Annotated in this window: 17 protein-coding genes; 8 read left to right on the forward strand and 9 right to left on the reverse strand. The window is 64.5% G+C overall.

Annotation, left to right across the window (positions count from 1 at the left end; all coding sequences use genetic code 11):
• The 3 genes from AC07XB_RS10345 to AC07XB_RS10355 form a co-directional block, all read left to right on the forward strand.
• Positions 1 to 188 (forward strand): hypothetical protein (locus AC07XB_RS10345; protein WP_492831416.1); only part of this gene is annotated, 188 nt, incomplete at its 5' end.
• A 10-nt stretch (positions 189 to 198) separates the two neighbouring features.
• Positions 199 to 462: a hypothetical protein gene (locus AC07XB_RS10350; RefSeq protein ID WP_253933418.1), complete on the forward strand. Its 264-nt coding sequence runs from the start codon at positions 199 to 201 to the stop codon at positions 460 to 462.
• Positions 463 to 641: 179 nt separating this feature from the next.
• Positions 642 to 860 (forward strand): hypothetical protein, encoded by a 219-nt coding sequence (locus tag AC07XB_RS10355; protein WP_174428212.1) that lies wholly within the window; start codon positions 642 to 644, stop codon positions 858 to 860.
• A gap of 130 nt (positions 861 to 990) precedes the next feature.
• On the opposite strand, the gene AC07XB_RS10360 is transcribed toward AC07XB_RS10355, so the two are convergent.
• The 3 genes from AC07XB_RS10360 to AC07XB_RS10370 all read right to left on the reverse strand — a co-directional run bounded on the left by AC07XB_RS10360 (position 991) and on the right by AC07XB_RS10370 (position 4,411).
• Positions 991 to 1,551, reverse strand: coding sequence for an NADPH-dependent FMN reductase (locus AC07XB_RS10360; protein WP_492372393.1), 561 nt, complete (start codon positions 1,549 to 1,551; stop codon positions 991 to 993).
• Between the two features lie 131 nt (positions 1,552 to 1,682).
• On the reverse strand, positions 1,683 to 2,759 hold the full coding sequence (locus AC07XB_RS10365) for an enoyl-CoA hydratase/isomerase family protein (protein WP_492372394.1): 1,077 nt from the start codon (positions 2,757 to 2,759) through the stop codon (positions 1,683 to 1,685).
• Between the two features lie 89 nt (positions 2,760 to 2,848).
• Complete coding sequence (locus tag AC07XB_RS10370) at positions 2,849 to 4,411, reverse strand: methyl-accepting chemotaxis protein (RefSeq protein ID WP_492372395.1); 1,563 nt, start codon at positions 4,409 to 4,411, stop codon at positions 2,849 to 2,851.
• Between the two features lie 242 nt (positions 4,412 to 4,653).
• On the opposite strand from AC07XB_RS10370, the gene AC07XB_RS10375 reads away from it, so the two are divergent.
• Complete coding sequence (locus tag AC07XB_RS10375; RefSeq protein WP_492809182.1) at positions 4,654 to 5,550, forward strand: sterol desaturase family protein; 897 nt, start codon at positions 4,654 to 4,656, stop codon at positions 5,548 to 5,550.
• 115 nt (positions 5,551 to 5,665) lie between these two features.
• Here AC07XB_RS10375 and typA read toward each other — a convergent pair whose 3' ends face one another.
• The gene (typA, locus tag AC07XB_RS10380) at positions 5,666 to 7,486 is read right to left on the reverse strand and encodes a translational GTPase TypA (protein WP_174428207.1); all 1,821 of its coding nucleotides are present in this window, start codon (positions 7,484 to 7,486) and stop codon (positions 5,666 to 5,668) included.
• 223 nt (positions 7,487 to 7,709) lie between these two features.
• Here typA and AC07XB_RS10385 point away from each other — a divergent pair, with 223 nt between their 5' ends.
• The 4 genes from AC07XB_RS10385 (at position 7,710) to AC07XB_RS10400 (ending at position 12,732) form a co-directional block, all read left to right on the forward strand.
• Positions 7,710 to 8,189 (forward strand): MarR family winged helix-turn-helix transcriptional regulator, encoded by a 480-nt coding sequence (locus AC07XB_RS10385; protein ID WP_052494620.1) that lies wholly within the window; start codon positions 7,710 to 7,712, stop codon positions 8,187 to 8,189.
• 89 nt (positions 8,190 to 8,278) lie between these two features.
• On the forward strand, positions 8,279 to 9,799 hold the full coding sequence (locus tag AC07XB_RS10390; RefSeq protein ID WP_492831415.1) for an AdeC/AdeK/OprM family multidrug efflux complex outer membrane factor: 1,521 nt from the start codon (positions 8,279 to 8,281) through the stop codon (positions 9,797 to 9,799).
• A gap of 72 nt (positions 9,800 to 9,871) precedes the next feature.
• Positions 9,872 to 11,125 (forward strand): HlyD family secretion protein, encoded by a 1,254-nt coding sequence (locus tag AC07XB_RS10395; RefSeq protein ID WP_477134416.1) that lies wholly within the window; start codon positions 9,872 to 9,874, stop codon positions 11,123 to 11,125.
• A gap of 2 nt (positions 11,126 to 11,127) precedes the next feature.
• Positions 11,128 to 12,732, forward strand: coding sequence for a DHA2 family efflux MFS transporter permease subunit (locus AC07XB_RS10400; protein ID WP_492372398.1), 1,605 nt, complete (start codon positions 11,128 to 11,130; stop codon positions 12,730 to 12,732).
• A gap of 140 nt (positions 12,733 to 12,872) precedes the next feature.
• On the opposite strand, the gene truB is transcribed toward AC07XB_RS10400, so the two are convergent.
• The 5 genes from truB to rimP all read right to left on the reverse strand — a co-directional run bounded on the left by truB (position 12,873) and on the right by rimP (position 19,325).
• A complete protein-coding gene (gene truB, locus AC07XB_RS10405; protein ID WP_492372399.1) occupies positions 12,873 to 13,820 on the reverse strand; it encodes a tRNA pseudouridine(55) synthase TruB in 948 nt (315 codons plus the stop codon).
• A gap of 117 nt (positions 13,821 to 13,937) precedes the next feature.
• On the reverse strand, positions 13,938 to 14,306 hold the full coding sequence (gene rbfA, locus AC07XB_RS10410) for a 30S ribosome-binding factor RbfA (RefSeq protein ID WP_492372400.1): 369 nt from the start codon (positions 14,304 to 14,306) through the stop codon (positions 13,938 to 13,940).
• A gap of 63 nt (positions 14,307 to 14,369) precedes the next feature.
• Positions 14,370 to 17,270, reverse strand: a complete 2,901-nt coding sequence (gene infB, locus AC07XB_RS10415) for a translation initiation factor IF-2 (protein WP_492372401.1) — start codon at positions 17,268 to 17,270, stop codon at positions 14,370 to 14,372.
• A 94-nt stretch (positions 17,271 to 17,364) separates the two neighbouring features.
• Positions 17,365 to 18,840 (reverse strand): transcription termination factor NusA, encoded by a 1,476-nt coding sequence (nusA, locus tag AC07XB_RS10420; protein ID WP_043347317.1) that lies wholly within the window; start codon positions 18,838 to 18,840, stop codon positions 17,365 to 17,367.
• On the reverse strand, positions 18,837 to 19,325 hold the full coding sequence (rimP, locus tag AC07XB_RS10425) for a ribosome maturation factor RimP (RefSeq protein ID WP_043347318.1): 489 nt from the start codon (positions 19,323 to 19,325) through the stop codon (positions 18,837 to 18,839). Before rimP ends, nusA begins: the two co-directional genes overlap by 4 nt.
• Positions 19,326 to 19,654: the final 329 nt, after the last annotated feature.

Below are 19,654 nucleotides of genomic sequence, written 5' to 3' on the forward strand. Positions count from 1 at the left end.
ATGAACGGCAACAACACGGCCTTTGCCGACGACATCAAGTCCCACGTGACGTCGACCCAGAACGCCAGCAACAACATTTATTGAATGGTCCCGGCACCGGCAAGAGGCGGCACCGCCGCCTGCGCGGCCAGCCAGTACCCGCCATTTCCAGCAATCAAGTTCCAGCAATCAAGTCAAGTGAAGTCTAGGAGAACCATCATGTCATCCATCATCGTGCGCGACCTCGCCCTGAACCAAGACCTCGACAGCAAGTCCCTGGCCGCGGTGCGCGGCGGCAATTCCTGGTTGCAAGGACTGGGCCCGGTGGCCAACGTCAATGTCAACGTCAACCAGAACATCGCCCAGTTGCAGAGCATCAACGTAAACACGCTCAACAACGTCGGCGTGATCGGCTCCGGCTTCGGCCCGCTGAGCATCGACGTCAACCCGTCGCAGTGGGCCGCCACCCACGCCGCGGTCTGAGCGAGATGCGCCCCGCTCCGTGGAAACCCAAGGGTTTCCACGGCTGTTGCGCACGAGCTGGCACTGCCCCGGAGGTAAAACCCGTGGCCTATACTGATCTGGCTGGGCTTGCCGCATCGCGCGCACCCACCCGGCGAACCCCGGCCGAGCCGGCCTTCGCCACCCTGCAGGAGGAAGTCATGGCCGTCATCGTCATCAAGGATTTGCCGGACAGCGTGGATCTCGACAGAGAAGCCATGGTGGCAATCACAGGCGGCGCGAGAACGCGCGCCGGTCATGCATGGACGTCGCGCAAGCTCGGGGGAGCCTTGCGCGTCATCAGCTATCCGGAGGGCTTTCCAGGCCAACCGCTGGCAGGCACGCAGTCGCGGCCGGCCGGGGACATCAAGCGCAAGTAAGTCGAATCAGAAGCGCAAGGCAGCGATATTCTGCCCTCCGCGCCCGTTGCCCTGTCGGCAACGGGCGTCAGTGTTTTTGGGGGATGGGTTTTGGGAGCGTTGGCGATTACTTTGCTGGTTACTTTGCCGCTTAACGAGCCGCGTTGCGCTCGATCCAGGCGGCGTAGGTAGCCAGGTATTTGCCCAGGAAGCCGCGGGTGGACTCGCTGGCGATGCCGCCCTGCTCGTCGAAGAGCTTGTCGACGCCGCTGATGTAGGCTTCCGGTTGCTGGAGGACCGGGATATTGAGGAAGACGAGCGACTGGCGCAGGTGGTGGTTGGCACCGAAGCCGCCGACAGCGCCAGGCGAGGCGCTGATGACGCCGCCGGGCTTGCCGTCCCAGGCGCTCTGGCCGTAGGGGCGCGAGCCGACGTCGATGGCGTTCTTGAGCGCGGCCGGCACCGAGCGGTTGTGCTCGGGTGTCACGAAGAGCACGGCGTCGGCGCGCCGGATGCGGTCACGAAAGGCGACCCATGGCGCGGGCGGGCTGGCGTCGTCGTCCTGGTTGTACAGCGGCAACTGGCCGATCTCGACGATTTCGAGCTTGAGCCCGGCCGGCGCCATCGCGGCCAGCGCGAGTGCCAGCTTGCGGTTGAAGGAGTCCTTGCGCAGGCTGCCTACCAATACGGCTACATCACGTGGAGTACTCATCGCGATTCCTTTCTCGTTCACAGCACTATGGGTGGGCGGAGCCGGCGCTCGCGCACCGCATTGCTGCGCCGCGGGGCCGCTCCAAGCGTCACTCTAATCCATTTGCGCGAAAGGAACCGCCAGTCGCCAGCCTACAGCGCCGCCAGCGGATGCTCACCATGTGCCCAGGGGCTGTCGAAAAACGCGTGCACGCGCTCGCGGGTGACCTCATCAAGGCGCGCTGGCTGCCACTTCGGCGCGTGGTCCTTGTCGACTGCCAGCGCGCGAATGCCCTCGACGCCGTCGCCATGGCGGAACACGTAGTACATCATGTCCAGCTCCATGCGCAGCTCGTCGTTCAGCGCCATGGTGCGGGCGCGGCGGATCTGCTCCAGCGTGACGTTGAGCATCAGCGGCGAACGCGCGCGCAGCATGGCGGCCGTCTGCGCGGCCCAGTCGGAGCCGGCATCGCTCACCGCTGCCACGATCCCGGTCACCGAGGCGCCGGCAAACAGGCCGTCGATCTCGTCCTGCAGCTTGGCCAGCTGGCTTTCGCCCGGCAGGCAGGCGGCGCGGTGCGCCGCGGTGGCCTCGTCGATGCAGGCGAGCACGGCGTCGCCATCGGCAAACTGACGCGCGCGCAGCACCTCCACCAGTTCCGCCATGGCATTGCCCGGCAGGTAGGCATCCGCCAGGCCTGCGTACAGCGCGTCGGCAGCATGAATCATGGCGCCGGTCAGGCCCAGGTATTCACCCAGGCGGCCGGGCGTGCGCGACAGGAACCAGCCGCCGCCCACGTCCGGGAACAAGCCGATATTGGTCTCCGGCATTGCCATCTTGGTCCGCTCGGTCACCAGACGGCGGCGTGCGCCTTGCGAGATGCCCATGCCCCCGCCCATCACCACGCCGTCCATCAGCGCGATGTAAGGCTTGGCGTAGGTATGGATCAAGTGATTGAGCGCGTATTCCTCGACGAAGAACTGATCGAGCGCCGGATCGCCGGCGAGCGCGGCCTTGTGGAAAAAGCGGATGTCGCCTCCGGCGCAAAAAGCCTTGCCGCCCGCGCCGGCGATGACTACGGCCGCCACTTCGGGCGCCACCGCCCATGCGTTGAGCGCCTGGGTGATGGCGCGAATCATCTCGAGCGACAGTGCGTTGAGCGCCTGGGGCCGGTTCAGCGTCAGGTAGCCGATGCCACCCCGGATCTCGCTTGTGACCAAGTCAGTCATGTCTCTTTTCTCCGCGAATGCAACCCGCAACTTTACACCAGCCAAGCTGCGCGCCGCCCCCCCCCTGAGCGGCGTCCGAGACACTGCGCTCAGGCCACCCGAAATGCCGACATCAGCCCGGTGAGCCGCTGCGCCTGGTCCTCCAGCGAAGCCGCTGCCGCAGCGGCCTGCTCGACCAGCGCGGCGTTCTGCTGGGTCATGCCGTCCATCTGCGCCACCGCCTGGTTGACCTGCTCGATGCCGCGCGATTGCTCATCGGATGCCGAACTAATGCCGCCCATGATGCCGCTCACGCGGCGCACCGCACCCACCATTTCCTGCATCACCTGCCCCGCTTGCTCGACCATCTCGCCGCCGGCGCGCACGCGCGACACAGAGTCGCCGATCAGCGTGCGAATCTCCTTGGACGCGCCCGCGCAGCGCTGCGAGAGATCGCGCACATCGCCCGCGACCACCGCAAAGCCTCGTCCGTGCTCGCCGGCCCGCGCGGCTTCCACCGCCGCGTTGAGAGCGAGGATATTGGTCTGGAATGCGATCTTCTCGATCACATCGATGATGTCGACGATCTTGTTGGCGCTGGCGTCGATCGCCTGCATGGTGCTGGCTACGCGCGCCACCGCGTCGCTGCCACGCTCCGCCAGGCCGGTGGCGCTGCTGGCCAGGTCATTGGCCTCGCGCGCGCTATCCGCGTTCTGGCGCACCGTGCCCGTGAGCTCCTCCATGCTGGACGCCGTTTCCTCGAGCGACGCGGCCTGCTGCTCCGTGCGTTGCGACAAGTCGCTGTTGCCGCTGGCAATCTGCTTGCTGGCGGCGGCAATGGAATCGGCCCCGCCACGCACGTCGCTCACCATCGCGGCCAGGCTCTCTTGCATGCGCCCGAGCATGGCGAGCATGCGGCCAGTCTCGCTGCGCTCCGCCTCGGCGCCGGAGCCAGCGCCATCCGCCTTCGCGCCAAGATCGCCGGCGGCGATGCGCTCGAAGCGGGCGATGGCCGTATCGAGCGGACCCACGATGGAACGCCGCAGGCGCCAGGCCACCACCGTGCTGAAACACAAGCCAAACCCCAGCACGCCGATCGACAGCGAGCGCAGCGTGGTGTAGCGCTCCTGCGACCCGTGATAGACCTCCAGCGCGCCGGCGAGCTGCAGCTTGCCCAACTCGGTATTGACGGCCGTGAAAGCGATATCGAGCTTGGGAATGGTTTCCAGCACGGCGCGCATCACCGCCTCGCGGTCGCCTTGCTTAAGCGCGGCGATCATCGGCGACACACCTTGCGTGAACAGCGCCTCGCGCTTGGCGGCGACGTCCGCGGCCGCGCGGGCTTCTTGCGCCGAACGCGGCAGCGCCAGATAGGCCTTCCAGGCCGCATCGGACTGGCGCGCAAAACCCTCGGCGGTATCAGCGCGCGCGCGAGCGTCGGCGGGATCGGCGGCGAAGGTGGCCTGGTCGAGCAAGACTCGCACGAGCAACTGGTTGGAACGCGCCTCGGCCAGGTTGACCGCGGCGGAGAGCTGATGCTGGTAGATCTGCCGCGTGGCGTCATTGCTGCGCGACATGCCAAGCCAGCCTACGGCACCGACAATCATCAACAGCGCATTGGTGACGATAGTCAGAATCCACAATCTTGTACCGATCGTAGTGTTGCGAAACATGAGGGCTCCCCGTTGGATTTAGTGCTGATGCGGCTCCGTTTTTGGCCGCCCCGCTATAACGGCGCCCCTCACCGCTCCTTGACCCCGCGCATGCGGATATTCAGTCATGCAAAATAATCAGGAATGCGAATGTGCGCAGGGAGCATTTTTGGGTGCGCTAGCGTACGCATTTGGCAACACCGCACGACCGTATAGAGGATCGCCTCCAGACAAAACCGACAGAATCAGGCAACACTTTGCGCATGACACCGTCAACAATCGATCCCGGCCTGATCCTGCTAGCATTCGCGCCAGTCTTCCTGCTGATCATCGGCGCGGAGGCCTGGTACTGGGCCCGCCGCGACCCCGCCATCTACAGCCTGCGCGATACCGCGTCCAACGCTGCGCTGGCGCTGATGCACCAGGCGTCGGACGCGTTCTTCCTGTGGCTGATGGTGCGCACGGTCTACACGTGGAGCTACCAGCATGGCCTGAGGGCGATGCCGCAGACGGTCTGGTCGTTCCTGTTATTGCTGCTGCTGCAGGATTTCCTCTACTACTGGTTTCATCGCGCTAGCCATCGGGTGCGCTGGATGTGGGCTTCGCACGTCACCCATCATTCCTCGGAGGGCATGAATTTCTCGACGGCGTTCCGCCAGAGCCTGACGTATCCGCTCTCGGGCATGTGGCTGTTCTGGATTCCGCTGGCGCTGATTGGCTTCACGCCCGACTGGGTGATCCTGGCGGTGGGGTTGAACCTGGCCTTCCAGTTTTTCGTGCACACCCGGCTGGGCGGCCGCTGGCACCGGCTTGAATGGCTGTTCAATACGCCGTCAGTACACCGGGTACACCATGCGCGCAACCCGCAGTACATCGACCGCAACTATGCGGGCGTGCTGACCGTGTGGGACCGCATGTTCGGCTCCTTCGTGCCCGAAGAGGCGCCGCCCGAATACGGCATTACGCGTCGCATCGTCAGCCATAACCCGATCACTCTCACCTTCCATGAATGGCGCGACATGTTCGCCGACGCGTGGCGTCATCGCGACCTGCGGCACCTCTGGAAACCGCCCGAGTGGCGTCATCCGCGCGACTTGGCGGCCAGGGACGTGCCGCTGGCCGGCACCGCATTTGGGACGGACCACAGCCAGGACGCATGATGGCTGAATAGGCCGAATAGGCTGGATAGCCGAAGGCGCCAAGAAAAACAGACAACAAAAAACCGCGCACAAGGCGCGGTTTATTTGCTGGCAAAGTAGCCTGGGACGAAAACGCTTACACGGATTCGCGCGAAGCACGCTTACGCTCGTGCTCCTTCAGGTGACGCTTGCGCAGGCGGATGCTCTTCGGCGTGATTTCCACCAGTTCGTCGTCGGAGATGAACTCCACGGCGTATTCCAGCGACATCTGGATCGGCGTGACCAGGCGCACGGCTTCGTCGGTACCCGAGGCGCGCACGTTGGTCAGCTGCTTGCCCTTGATCGGGTTCACAACCAGGTCGTTGTCGCGGCTGTGGATGCCGATGATCATGCCTTCGTACAGTGCATCGCCCGGCTTGACGAACATGCGGCCGCGATCCTGCAGCTTCCACAGCGCGTAGGCCACGGCGTCGCCGTCGTCCTGCGAGATCAGCACGCCGTTGTGGCGCTCACCCAGGCCGCCTTCGCGCAGGGGCGCGTAGTCGTCGAAGATGTGGCTGATCAGGCCGGTGCCGCGGGTCAGCGTCAGGAACTCGCCCTGGAAGCCGATCAGGCCACGGGCCGGAACGCGGTACTCGAGGCGGGTGCGGCCCTTGCCGTCGGACGCCATGTCGAGCAGTTCGCCCTTGCGGCGGCCCAGCTCTTCCATCACGCTGCCCTGGTGGCCGTCTTCGACGTCCACGGTCAGCAGTTCATACGGCTCGTGCTTGACGCCGTCAATTTCCTTGAACACCACGCGCGGGCGCGACACGGCCAGCTCGTAGCCTTCGCGGCGCATGTTTTCCAGCAGGATGGTCAGGTGCAGCTCGCCGCGGCCCGACACTTCGAAGATGGTGTCGTCGCCGGTCTCGGCCACGCGCAGCGCCACGTTCGACTTCAGTTCGCGGTCCAGGCGTTCGCGCAGCTGGCGGCTGGTCACGAACTTGCCTTCACGGCCGGCCAGCGGCGACGTGTTGACACAGAAGTTCATGGTCAGCGTGGGCTCGTCCACCTTCAGCATCGGCAGCGCGTCTTGCGCATCCGGTGCGCACACGGTGCAACCAATGCCCAGTTCTTCGATGCCGTTGATCAGCACGATGTCACCGGCTTCGGCTTCCGCCACGATTTCGCGCTCCAGGCCCTGGAACTTCAGCACCTGGTTGATACGACCCTTGATGGGGTTGCCTTCCGGGCCGAACTTGACCACCACGTCTTGCAGCGAACGGGCGCGGCCACGCGAAATGCGGCCTACGCCGATCTTGCCGACATAGCTGTTGTAATCGAGCGAGATGATCTGCAGCTGCAGCGGACCGTCCGGGTTGTCGTCACGGACCGGCACCTTGGCCAGCACGGTCTCGAACAGCGGCTTCATGTCGCCTTCGCGCACGTCGTCGGTCAGGCCGGCGTAGCCGTTCAGGCCGGATGCGTAGATCACCGGGAAATCGAGCTGCTCATCGGTGGCGCCCAGCTTGTCGAACAGGTCGAACGTCTGGTTGATCACCCATTCCGGACGCGCGCCCGGACGGTCGACCTTGTTGATCACCACGATCGGCTTCAGGCCCAGCGCCAGCGCCTTGCGCGTGACGAAACGGGTCTGCGGCATCGGGCCTTCGACAGCGTCAACCAGCAGCAGCACGCCGTCAACCATCGACAGCACGCGCTCCACTTCACCGCCGAAGTCGGCGTGGCCAGGGGTATCGACGATATTGATGTGGGTGCCGTTGTATTCGACAGCACAGTTCTTCGCGAGGATGGTGATCCCGCGTTCCTTTTCAATGTCGTTCGAGTCCATCACGCGCTCGACCATTTGCTGGTTGTCGCGGAAGGTGCCTGCCTGGCGCAGGAGTTGGTCGACCAGAGTGGTCTTGCCATGATCGACGTGAGCGATGATGGCGATATTGCGGATGGCGCGGGTCATTGCAGCGTCTCGCTTTGGGGCTGAGCATCAAAAGATAACCCGAAATTATAGCATGCTGCGGCGCAAAACCCGAGGACGACATTGGGAAGCTTCCCAAGCCGTCACCCCGTCACAAACCCAATTATTGCGATATCCGCAATAGCAAATTGACGTCCTTGCGGATCGGCGAACGTGAACATATAGTTGCCACGGCAAACATTGCACCGACAAGCACCGAGCCGAGATGTCCGAGCAGAGCCAGCCCATTTCCGACGAAGCCTTCCCGTTCGACCCGGCCGAGTACCGCATGGGCGAAAGCATCGGCTATCTGATGGCACGCGCCAAGAACGTGCTGTCGCACGGCGTGGAGCAGGAGGTCGATGGCCTGGACATCACGCACGCCCAGGCCACCTGCCTGATGATGCTGGCCGCCGGCCGTGGCAGCACGGTGACTGACCTTGGCCGGGAGCTCAATTGCGATATGGGTTCGGTCACGCGCCTGCTCAGCCGCCTGGAAAAGCGCGGCCTGATCGAGCGTCAGCGCAGCGATGCCGACCGGCGTGTGGTCGACCTGTCGATCACGCCCGCCGGCCAGATCCTCGTGAACCAGCTGCCTCAGATCTATTGCCGCGTGCTGAACCGGCATTTCCGCGGCTTCTCCGAAGCCGAATTACAGACCTTCCGCTCGATGCTGCACCGGATCATCGGCAACAACAGCGGGTAGCGGCCAGGCTTGGCGGCCAGTGACGCCAGCGGCGCCACGATCTCTCAAATACAAGAACAAACACTAACGCTCTATCGCAGGGCACCCAGATGAACCAAGCTCTCTCTTCTTTTTCCGCTTTGTCGCCGCGCGCGCGCGCCGCGGGCCGCCGGACCGGCACGCTGGTGCTGAGCGCACTGGCGGCCGCGGTGCTGACGGGCTGCGCCGCGTTCGGCAACTCGCACAGCACGCAGACCGTTACCGCGCCGGCCTCGCTCGCCAGCGCCCAGGCGCTGCCCTCGCAGCATGGCCAGTGGCCTTCGCTTGACTGGGTCGACCAGTTCAAGGACCCGCAACTGCGCGCCCTGGTCGACGAGGCGGTAAAGGACAGCCCCAGCCTGCAAGCCGCTTTCGCGCGTGTGGAAGCTTCCCGCGCGATGGCGGACGCCACGCGCAGCGCGCTGTACCCGCACGTCGACTTTGACGGCAGCCTGGTGCGCCAGCGCTTCTCGCAAACGGACCTGTTCGAAGGCACGCCGCTGGCCGGCTCGTGGCAGAACCAGTCACGCCTGCAAGCCGGGCTCTCCTATGATTTCGACTTCTGGGGCAAGAACCGCAAGGCGCTCGAAGCCGCGCTGTCCGACGACCGCGCCGCCGAGGCCGAAAGCCAGGCTTCGCGCCTGATCCTGACCACGTCGGTCGCCCGCACCTATGCACGCCTGGCCGCCTTGTACGCGCAACGCGACGTGGCTGAGCGCGCCATCGCCCAGCGCCGCGGCCTGAGCGATCTGTCACGCGACCGGCTCAACGCCGGCCTGGACACGCAGGTCGAAACCACGCAGGCACGCGGCACGGTGGCATCGGCTCAAACCGACCTGTTGCGCGTGGATGAAGACATCCTGCTGGCGCGCAACCAGCTCGCCGCGCTGCTGGGCAAGGGCCCGGACCGCGGCCTGGCGATCCAGCGCCCGACCATCCTGGCGCAAAGCACGCCGCTGCTGCCGGACAACCTCACCATCGACCTGCTGGGCCGCCGCCCGGACCTGGTTGCCGCACGCTGGCGCGTGGAGGCCACCAGCAAGGATATCGAGGTGGCGCGCACGGAATTCCTGCCGGCCGTCACCTTGTCCGCTTTTGCCGGCGTTGCGTCGCTGGACCCGTCCAACCTGCTGATGGGCATCAGCCGGACCTTTGGCATCGGCCCGGCGATCCGCCTGCCGATCTTCGAGGGCGGCAAGCTGCGCGCCAACCTGAAGGGCAAGTACGCGCAATACGACCTCGCCGTGGCCAACTACAACCAGGCGCTGGTCGATGCGCTGCGCGAAGCCGCCGACACGGTGGCCAGCATCCGCAGCGTGGACACGCAGATCACGGCCCAGCGCGAGGCGCTGGCTCTCGCCGAGCGCGCCTACTCACTGTCCACCATCCGCTACAAGGCCGGGCTGGGCACCCAGCTCACGGTGCTCAATGCCGAAAGCAACGTGCTGCAGCAACGCCGCCTTGCCACCGACCTGCAGGCGCGCCGCCTGGACCTGCAGATGGGCCTGATGAAGGCGCTCGGCGGGGGTTACCAGGAACAAGCCGAAAGCGCCGCGACGGATGCGCAGAAGCCAGCCGAGGCACGCGGCTAAACGGTTAGGTGACTACGGCCAAGCGGCCGGAAAAACAACGAGCAGTACCGACAGCATTCTTAAAAGACGATCATGAGCGATAACAAGCAAGCGGCCCAGACTCCCGCCTCCCCGGCGGCTCCCGTCAACAACAACGGCAAGCGCAAGCGCCTGCTGCTCTCGCTGACCGCCGCGGTCGTGGTGGCCGGCGTGGCCTACGGCATCTACTGGGGCATGTACGCGCGCCACTTCGAGAGCACCGACGACGCGTATGTCGCGGGCAACGTGGTGCAGGTCACCCCACTTGTCGGCGGCACCGTGATTTCGATCGCGGCCGACGACACGCAGCTGGTCACCGCGGGCCAGCCCCTGATCCAGCTCGACCGCGCCGACTCGCAGGTCGCCATGGAGCAGGCCGAGGCGCAACTGGCGCAAGCCGTGCGTGAAGTGCGCACGCTCTACGTCAACAACGGCTCGCTGGCGGCCAACGTGACCATGCGCGAAGCCGACGTGGCCAAGGCGCGTGAAGATCTGAAGCGCCGCGAGGCCATCGCCGGCTCCGGCGCGGTTTCGGGCGAAGAAATCTCCCACGCACAGACCGCCCTCACGGCCGCGCAATCGGCGCTCCTGGCCACGCGCGAGCAACTGGCATCCAACAAGGTGCTGACCGACCAGACCACGGTGGAGAAGCACCCCAACGTGCAGCGCGCCGCCGCCAACCTGCGCGCCGCCTATCTCGCGTTCGCACGCTCGACACTGCCCGCGCCGGTGACCGGCTACGTGGCCAAGCGCTCGGTGCAGGTCGGCCAGCGCGTGGCCCCGGGCGCACCACTGATGGCCGTGGTGCCGCTGGACCAGGTGTGGATCGACGCCAACTTCAAGGAAGTGCAGATCACGCATATGCGCGTAGGCCAGCCGGTCACGCTGGAGGCCGACCTGTACGGCTCCAAGGTGACCTACAACGGTAAGGTGGAAGGCTTCTCGGCTGGCACCGGCTCGGCCTTCTCGCTGCTGCCGGCGCAGAACGCCACCGGCAACTGGATCAAGGTGGTGCAGCGCCTGCCGGTGCGCATCGCGCTGGACCCGCAGCAGCTCAAGGACCACCCGCTGCGAGTTGGCCTGTCGATGAACGTGACGGTGGATGTGCGCAAGGAAGAAGGCGCGGCCATGACCAACGCCACGGTTGCGCGCCCGATGCAGACCGACGTCTATGAGAAGGTCGCGCAGGACGCCGACGCGCTGATCGCCCGCATCATCTCGCTGAACAACGGCGGCCGCCAGGCGACCGAGCCCATGGCAGCGCCAGTCTCGTCGGCGCCGGCCGCCGCCAAGCCCGCCAACACCTGAACATGGCTACCTCCCTCCCCGCGCGCGACGGCGCCTCGCCCGGCCCGACGGCGCCAGCGGCGCGCCCCGCCGCGCCAGTGCCGTTGTCGGGCGCAAAGCTGATCGTCGGCACGATCGCGCTGTCGCTGGCCACGTTCATGAACGTGCTCGACTCCTCGATCGCCAACGTATCGATCCCGGCCATCTCGGGCGACCTTGGCGTGGCACCCAACCAGGGCACTTGGGTCATCACCTCGTTCGCGGTGGCGAACGCCATCTCGGTGCCGCTGACCGGATGGATGACCACGCGCTTCGGGGCGGTGCGGCTGTTCATCACTTCGATCCTGCTGTTCGTGATCTCGTCGTGGCTGTGCGGTGTCGCGCCCAACCTCGAAGTGCTGCTGGCCGCGCGCGTGCTGCAGGGCGCAGTGGCAGGGCCAATGATTCCGCTGTCGCAATCGCTGCTGCTGTCGAGCTATCCGCCGCAGAAAAGCACCATGGCGCTCGCCCTATGGGGCATGACCACGCTGGTGGCGCCGATCATGGGGCCGCTGCTGGGCGGCTGGATCTCGGACAACATGACCTGGCCGTGGATCTTCTACATCAACATCCCGGTGGGCCTGGGCGCCGCCTATGCGACCTGGGCGATCTACCGCGACCGCGAGACGCCGATCAAGATCCTGCCGATCGACCGGATCGGGCTGGCGCTGCTGGTGATCTGGGTAGGCTCGATGCAGCTCATGCTCGACAAGGGCAAGGAGCTCGACTGGTTTCACTCGACCTCGATCGTCGTGTTGACGGTGGTGGCCATTGTGGGCTTCCTGTTCTTCCTGATCTGGGAGAGCTACGAGAAGCATCCGATCGTCGATATCACCTTGTTCAAGGGACGTAACTTCAGCGCGGGGGTGGTGGCCATCTCGGTGGCCTACGGCCTGTTCTTCGGCAACCTGGTGATCCTGCCGCTATGGCTGCAAACCATCGTCGGCTATACCGCGACGGATGCCGGCATCGTGATGGCGCCGGTCGGGATCTTCGCCATCCTGCTGTCGCCGCTGATCGGCAAGAACCTGCCCAAGATGGATGCGCGCTGGGTCGCGACCATGGCCTTCGTCACCTTTGGCGTGGTCAGCCTGATGCGCTCGGGATTCACCTTGCAGGTCGATACCCGCACGCTGATGATCCCCACGCTGATCCAGGGCGCGGCGATGGCGATGTTCTTCATTCCGCTGACCTCGATCATCCTGTCGGGCCAGCCGCCGGAGAAGATCCCGTCGGCCTCCGGGGTGTCCAACTTCGTGCGGATCACGTTCGGTGCGATCGGTGCGTCGATCTCGACCACCATCTGGGAAAACCGCACGGCGCTGCATCACGCGCAACTGGTTGAACAGGTCAACCCGTACAACCCGACCTATCTCGACCAGCTCAACCACCTGATGCAGATGGGCATGAGCCAGGCCCAGGCCAACGGCCAGATCGAGCGCAGCATTTCGCAGCAGGCGGCCATGCTGGGCGCCAACGATATCTTCTGGATCTCGGGCGTGCTGTTCTTCGTGCTGATTGTCTTTGTCTGGCTGACCAAGCCCAAGAAGGGAGGCGATCTGGACGCCTCCGCGGCCGGGGCCCACTAACTGCAGTTGCACTCAGTACACGCGCCGCACAGCGAGGCCGATGCCGTCACAGGCATCGGCCTCGTGCTTTCTGGCCCTGCCCCCTCACCCCAGGCTCAAGCCGTCAGGATTTCGTGCCCGATGCAGCCGCATTGGCCGCGTTAGAGCTTGACCAGCCGCTCGGGCCGCAAGGCGCCTTCACGCATGCGCGCCACGCCAAGCAAGCGGCGCGGCTCGCCGCCATAGACACTGGCGAGTTCGTCTTCCGCCAGCGCCACGCCCGCCGGCAGGTCGCGCTGCGCGATGCGCTGGCCCTGCAGGAAGCGCGCCATCGCGGCCTCGTCGAGCGTCACTGCTACGCAGCGTTGCAACAGCGCATCGACCGGCGCAAGCATTCCGGGGCGCTCCTCGTCGGAGCGCTGCTCAATCTGCTCCAGCGTGACCGCGCCTTCCAGGCTCAGGTCGCCTACCGCCGTACGGCGCAAGCCGGTCAGGTGGGCGCCACACCCAAGCGCCTCGCCAATGTCCTCGGCCAGGGTGCGGATATAAGTGCCCTTGCTGCAGGTCACGCGCATGCTGAAGGTGGGCACCTGCGGCAGCCCGCAATCGAGCAGCATGATTTCGTGGATGGTGACGCGGCGCGCGGCGCGCTCCACCGTCTGGCCAGCACGTGCGTATTCGTACAGTGGACGCCCGTCCTTCTTCAGTGCGGAATGCATCGGCGGCACCTGCTCGATTTCGCCGGCGAAGCGCAGCATTGCGGCGCGTAGCGCCGCGATATCGCAGGTTACCGGACGCTCGGCGATTACCTCGCCCTCGGCGTCGCCGGTCGCGGTCTTGAGGCCCAGCCGCACAGTGGCTTCGTACGTCTTGTCGGCCTCGAGCAGGTCCTGCGAGAACTTGGTCGCCTCGCCAAAGCACAGCGGCAGCAAGCCGGTGGCCAGCGGGTCGAGCGTGCCGGTGTGTCCGGCCTTTAGCGCGCGCAGCATGCGCTTGGCACGCACCAGCGCATCGTTGGACGAAAGGCCGAGCGGCTTGTCGAGCAGCAGCACGCCATGCACCTCGCGGCGCGGTTGCCGGGGCGGGCGATTGGTGTTGGGATGGGTCATGACGGGGAGCTATGTGACGCCGGCAAAGCTTCGGGGCCGGGCGCGACAGACAGGGACAAAGGAGACGCGAAGCGACCAGCGCGAACAAGAAAACGGCCCGTGGTTACGGGCCGTCTATCAGTCTTCTTTTGCGCGTGTGGAGTTGGCTTCTTTGATCAGCTTGGACATCTCGATCGCTTGTTCCACCGAGGTATCGTGGAAGAAGCGCAGCGTCGGCACGGTATGGATATGCAACCGCTTGTAGAGCAGCGAATGCAGGTAACCGGACTTTTCGTTGAGGATGCCCTCCACTTCCGTGGCATCAGCCGCCAGGACGGTGAAGTACACTTTGGCGTGCGCGTAGTCGGGGGTCAGCGTGACCGACTGCAGTGTGACGAGCCCCAGGCGGGGATCGCGCAGCTCACGCTGGATCATCTCGGCCAGGTCGCGCTGGATCTGGTCGGAAATCCGGAGATTACGAGAGGAGATATTGCCTTTCTTGGCCATTCAATACGCTTGCTGTCGAGAAGGGCAGCGGCGGGCCAGTTGGCCCGCCGCCCGCAACACGCCTTACAGCGTGCGCGCCACCTCGGTGATTTCATACACTTCGAGCTGGTCGCCTTCCTGAACATCGTTGAAGTTCTTGATCGACAAACCGCACTCGAAGCCTTGCTTGACTTCCTTGACGTCATCCTTGAAGCGCTTGAGCGAATCAAGCTCGCCAGTATGGATGACCACGTTGTTGCGCAGCACCCGTACCAGGGCGGTACGCTTGACCAGCCCGTCGGTGACCATACAACCAGCCACCGCGCCAATCTTCGGCACGCGGAAGACCTGGCGCACTTCGACCGTACCCAGCGTGACTTCGCGCTTTTCCGGTGCCAGCATGCCCGACATTGCCGCCTTGATCTCGTCTACCGCATCGTAAATGATGTTGTAGTAGCGAATATCGATGCCGTTGTTCTCGGCCAGCTTGCGCGCGCCAGCATCGGCACGCACGTTGAAACCGATGATGACCGCCTTCGAGGCCGTAGCCAGGTTGACGTCCGACTCCGAGATGCCGCCCACGCCGCCGTGCACGATCTGTACGCGCACTTCTTCGGTGGAGAGCTTCTGCAGCGATTGCACCAGTGCTTCCTGCGAACCCTGAACGTCGGCCTTGACGATCAACGGCAGCGTCTGCACTTCGCCTTCGCTCATCTGTTCCAGCATCGTTTCCAGCTTGGCCGCCTGCTGCTTGGCCAGCTTGACGTCGCGGTACTTGCCTTGACGGAACAGCGCGATTTCGCGCGCCTTGCGCTCGTCCGGCAGCACCAGCACTTCTTCACCAGCCGCCGGCACTTCGGACAGGCCCTGGATCTCGACCGGAATCGAGGGACCGGCTTCCTTGGTCGGCTTGCCGGTTTCGTCCAGCATGGCGCGAACGCGCCCATAAGCGCTGCCAGCCAGCACCACATCGCCACGCTTGAGCGTGCCGCTGGTGACCAGGATGGTTGCGATCGGGCCCTTGCCCTTGTCCAGCTGGGCTTCCACCACCAGGCCCTTGGCCGGGGCGTCCACCGGCGCCTTCAGTTCCAGCACTTCGGCCTGCAGCAATACTTGCTCGAGCAGGTCGTCGATACCGGCGCCGGTCTTGGCGGATACCGGGACGAACGGCGAATCACCGCCGTACTCTTCCGGCAGCACCTGCTCGGCCACCAGTTCCTGCTTGACGCGGTCCGGGTTGGCTTCGGGCTTGTCGATCTTGTTGATCGCGACCACGATGGGCACGCCCGCCGCCTTGGCGTGGGCAATGGCTTCCTTCGTCTGCGGCATCACGCCGTCGTCGGCCGCGACCACCAGGATCACGATGTCGGTTGCCTTGGCACCGCGAGCACGCATGGCCGTGAAGGCCTCGTGACCCGGGGTGTCCAGGAAGGTGATCACGCCGCGCTCGGTTTCCACATGGTAGGCACCGATGTGCTGCGTAATACCGCCGGCTTCGCCCGCCGCAACCTTGGCACGACGGATGTAGTCCAGCAGCGAGGTCTTGCCGTGGTCGACGTGACCCATCACGGTCACCACCGGCGGACGCGGCAGCTGCTCGGCGTCGGTGTGGTCTTCACCACCCACGACCAGCAGCGCTTCCGGATCGTCAAGCTTGGCGGCAAACGCCTTGTGGCCCATTTCTTCCACCACGATCATGGCGGTTTCCTGGTCCAGCACCTGGTTGATGGTCACCATCTGGCCGAGCTTCATCATCTGCTTGATGACCTCGGAAGCCTTGACGGCCATCTTATGCGCCAGGTCGGCCACCGAAATGGTCTCGGGGATGTGCACTTCGCGCACCACCGGTTCCGTCGGCGCCTGGAAATTCGTGCCGCGATCGTCTTGCTGGTGACGGTTGCCACGGCCGCGCGGACCGCCGCGCCAGCCGCCAACGCCACCGGACGAATCGCCGCGGGTCTTCAGGCCGCTGCCCTTCTTCTTCGAGCCTTCGTCCTGCCAGGTCGAGGAAGTCCCTGCCTTCACTACCTTGCCGGTCTTCTTGTCGACGGTGGTGGTAGCGGTGGCCGTGGTCGTTGCGGGCTTCTTCTCGTCTTTCTTGACTTCGGTGCCAGGCGGCTTGACCGGTTTGTGCAGCGTGCCGGTTTGCTCGGCCTTCTTTTCTTCAGCCTTGCGTTCCGACGGCGCCTTGAGCACGCGCGCCGGCGCATTCAGCATCTGCTGAATGGCACGGGCTTCGGCTTCGGCGGCCTCGCGGCGCTTGCGCGCTGCGTCCTGTTCGGCACGCGCCTTGTCGGCAGCCTGCTTGGCGTCGTCGGCGGCCTTCTGCGCGGCAGCGCGTTCGGCGGCCAGGCGAGCCTTTTCGTCTTCGGCCTTCTTGCGCGAATCGTCGTCTTCCGGCGCCTTGGCCGTAGCGGCGGCGCGCAGGGCGGCAGCTTCCTCTTCCGCCTTGCGGGCGGCGAGCTCAGCCTGGCGGCGCTCTTCAGCCTCCAGCGCTTCCTGCTTGGCGCGACGCTCGACCTCCTCGCGTTCGGCCGCTTCCTGGCGTGCCTTCGACTCGGCTTCCTGGCGTGCCAGCAACTCGGCTTGCTGACGATCTTCCTCATCCTGGCGTGCCTGCTCGGCCGCATCGACCGGAAGCTCGACCACTTCGTGGCCATCGGCGCCATCGGTGGTAGCCTCGTCGCGCTTGATCAGGACGCGCTTCTTGCGCACCTCGACCTGCACCGTGCGAGTCTTGCCGGTGGAATCAGCCTGGCGGATCTCGGAGGTCTCACGCTTGGTCAACGTGATCTTCTTGCGCGCGCTGTCATCGGCCGCCCCGTGGGAACGCTTGAGGTAATCCAGCAACTTGGTCTTGTCGGATTCGGTGATGATGTCGTCAGGCGTCACCTTGCCCACCCCAGCTGCCTGCAATTGTTCCAGCAGGGCAGCTGCGCTGCGGCTCAGTTCTGCGGCCAGTTGGGCAACTGTTGTGCTTGCCATTCAAACCCTTTCAATGCTCGGTTTATACGTCGGGACAATTGTGTGTGGAATGCGCGCTCAAGCAGCCTGGAAAAGCACTACGTGAGCGTGTCCCTCAGTTAAACCAATGTTCCCGTGCTTTCATGATCAGCGCGCGGGCATCATCCTCGCCAAGACCAACCATGTCGACGAGTTCGTCGACGGCCAATTCGGCCAGTTCGTCACGCGTGTGGATATTGCCTTCGGCCAGCTTGCCGATCAGTTCCGGGGTCAGGCCGTCGAGCGAGCGCAGATCCTGCGACACCTCTTCCACCTTTTCTTCCCGGGCCAGTTCCATCGTCAAGAGCGCATCGCGGGCGCGGTTGCGCAGCTCGTTGACGGTATCTTCATCGAAGGCGTCGATTTCCAACATCTCGCTGATGGGCACATAGGCCACTTCTTCCAGCGTGGAGAAACCTTCGTCGATCAAGATGTCAGCCACTTCTTCGTCCACGTCCAGCTTGGCCATGAACAACTTGCGCACCACGTCGCTTTCCTCGGCTTGCTTCTGTGCCGATTCTTCCTGCGTCATGATGTTGATCTGCCAGCCGGTCAGCTCGGACGCCAGGCGTACGTTCTGACCACTGCGGCCGATGGCGACGGCGAGGTTTTCCTCGTCGACCACCACGTCCATGCTGTGCTTTTCCTCGTCTACAACGATCGACTGTACCTGTGCCGGCGCCAGGGCGCCAATCACGAACTGCGCCGGGTCTTCCGACCACAGCACGATGTCGACCGCCTCGCCGCCAATCTCGTTACGCACCGCGGTCACCCGCGTGCCGCGCACGCCGACGCAGGTACCGATCGGATCGATACGCTTGTCATGCGCCACCACGGCGATCTTGGCGCGCACGCCGGGGTCGCGAGCGGCTGCCTTGATTTCCAGCAGGCCCTGCTCCATCTCCGGCACTTCGTTCTCGAACAGCTTGATCAGGAACTCGGGCGCGGTGCGCGAGAGCTCGATCTGCGGACCGCGTGCCGTGCGGTCCACATTCAGGATATATGCGCGGACACGGTCGCCGGTGCGCAGGTTTTCCTTGGGGATGATCTGGTCGCGGGCCAGCAGCGCTTCGACGCGACCGGACTCGACGATCAGGCCCTTCTTGTCGGCACGCTTGACCGTGCCGGTCATGACCTTCTCGCCACGATCAAGGTAATCGTTGAGGATCTGCTCGCGCTCGGCGTCACGGATCTTCTGCAGGATCACCTGCTTGGCGGCTTGCGCACCGATACGGCCGAACTCGACCGACTCGATCTGCTCTTCGACAAACTCATCCAGCTGGATGTCCGGATCCTGCTCGCGTGCCTCGAACATGAGGATCTGCTTGTCCGGCTCCTGCAGGCCCTGTTCATCGGGGACTACAAGCCAGCGGCGGAACGTCTCGTGCTCACCGGACTCACGATCGATGGCGACGCGAATATCCACATCTTCCTCGAAACGCTTCTTGGTTGCCGAAGCGAGTGCCGCTTCCAGCGCACCGAATACCACATCCTTGTCGACGTTCTTCTCACGCGCAAGCGCATCGACGAGCAACAGAACTTCGCGGCTCATTGCTTGTTCCCTTTTTTCTGATTTCCTTTGAAGTCGATCACCGGCACCAGGCGTGCGCGATCAACATCGGATATGGTGAATTCCAGCAGCGCCGTGCCGTTCTGGCCTTCGAACTCGAGGCCAATCTGCTCTGCCCCCGGCTCACCGGTAGGCGTCTGCAAGATGCCGACGAAGTTCTTCTGCCCGTTGACCGGAAGGCGCAAGGTAACCCTGGCTTCCTGGCCCGCGAAGCGGACGAAGTCAGCCAGTTTCTTGAGCGGCCGGTCCAGCCCCGGCGAGGACACTTCGAGGCGCTCGTAGTCGATGTTCTCGACGGTGAGCACGTGGGTAAGCTGACGGCTTACCTTCTCGCAATCCTCAATGACGATGCCGGTTTCAGGCTGATCGATATAGACGCGCATGAGTCCGCCTGGAGCGCGCTCGAGCTCAACCAGCTCGTACCCCATGCCGTTCAGGGTGGTTTCGATCAAATCTGCCAGATGCACTGTATTCCCGAATAATGGCCATCAATACCGTGGCAGACCCAGCCCATCGGCACGGCCGTCTTGGTTGACGGCTTCAGCCAGCTTGCCTGCCAGTCATCCCGACCGGCGCGCCGCGAAACACGGCAAGCACACGAAACGGGCGAAGCAAAAAAAAATGGGCGCAATGCCCATCATTCGCCCACCCTTTTGCAGGATGACTTTTGAATAGACTTTGATTATACGCTGTCGCGGTGCAAAAGGCAAAGGCACCCAGCTTTGGCAAGACAGGGATGCGGCCTGCGCCGCTCTTTTCCCTGCCAGGCCCGCCCAAGGCACCCTGCCCCGCATCG

Source organism: Cupriavidus sp. GW821-FHT02F09 (assembly GCF_059421605.1).

Excerpts from the sequence above, each read along its gene's own strand:
- nusA (WP_043347317.1), bottom strand. The coding sequence starts at position 18,840 with ATGAGCCGCGAAGTTCTGTTGCTCGTCGATGCGCTTGCGCGTGAGAAG.
- AC07XB_RS10355 (WP_174428212.1), top strand. The coding sequence starts at position 642 with ATGGCCGTCATCGTCATCAAGGATTTGCCGGACAGCGTGGATCTCGAC.
- AC07XB_RS10360 (WP_492372393.1), bottom strand. The coding sequence starts at position 1,551 with ATGAGTACTCCACGTGATGTAGCCGTATTGGTAGGCAGCCTGCGCAAG.
- AC07XB_RS10390 (WP_492831415.1), top strand. The coding sequence starts at position 8,279 with ATGAACCAAGCTCTCTCTTCTTTTTCCGCTTTGTCGCCGCGCGCGCGC.
- AC07XB_RS10400 (WP_492372398.1), top strand. The coding sequence starts at position 11,128 with ATGGCTACCTCCCTCCCCGCGCGCGACGGCGCCTCGCCCGGCCCGACG.
- AC07XB_RS10370 (WP_492372395.1), bottom strand. The coding sequence starts at position 4,411 with ATGTTTCGCAACACTACGATCGGTACAAGATTGTGGATTCTGACTATC.
- rbfA (WP_492372400.1), bottom strand. The coding sequence starts at position 14,306 with ATGGCCAAGAAAGGCAATATCTCCTCTCGTAATCTCCGGATTTCCGAC.
- AC07XB_RS10385 (WP_052494620.1), top strand. The coding sequence starts at position 7,710 with ATGTCCGAGCAGAGCCAGCCCATTTCCGACGAAGCCTTCCCGTTCGAC.
- infB (WP_492372401.1), bottom strand. The coding sequence starts at position 17,270 with ATGGCAAGCACAACAGTTGCCCAACTGGCCGCAGAACTGAGCCGCAGC.
- truB (WP_492372399.1), bottom strand. The coding sequence starts at position 13,820 with ATGACCCATCCCAACACCAATCGCCCGCCCCGGCAACCGCGCCGCGAG.
- typA (WP_174428207.1), bottom strand. The coding sequence starts at position 7,486 with ATGACCCGCGCCATCCGCAATATCGCCATCATCGCTCACGTCGATCAT.
- AC07XB_RS10375 (WP_492809182.1), top strand. The coding sequence starts at position 4,654 with ATGACACCGTCAACAATCGATCCCGGCCTGATCCTGCTAGCATTCGCG.
- AC07XB_RS10395 (WP_477134416.1), top strand. The coding sequence starts at position 9,872 with ATGAGCGATAACAAGCAAGCGGCCCAGACTCCCGCCTCCCCGGCGGCT.
- AC07XB_RS10365 (WP_492372394.1), bottom strand. The coding sequence starts at position 2,759 with ATGACTGACTTGGTCACAAGCGAGATCCGGGGTGGCATCGGCTACCTG.
- AC07XB_RS10350 (WP_253933418.1), top strand. The coding sequence starts at position 199 with ATGTCATCCATCATCGTGCGCGACCTCGCCCTGAACCAAGACCTCGAC.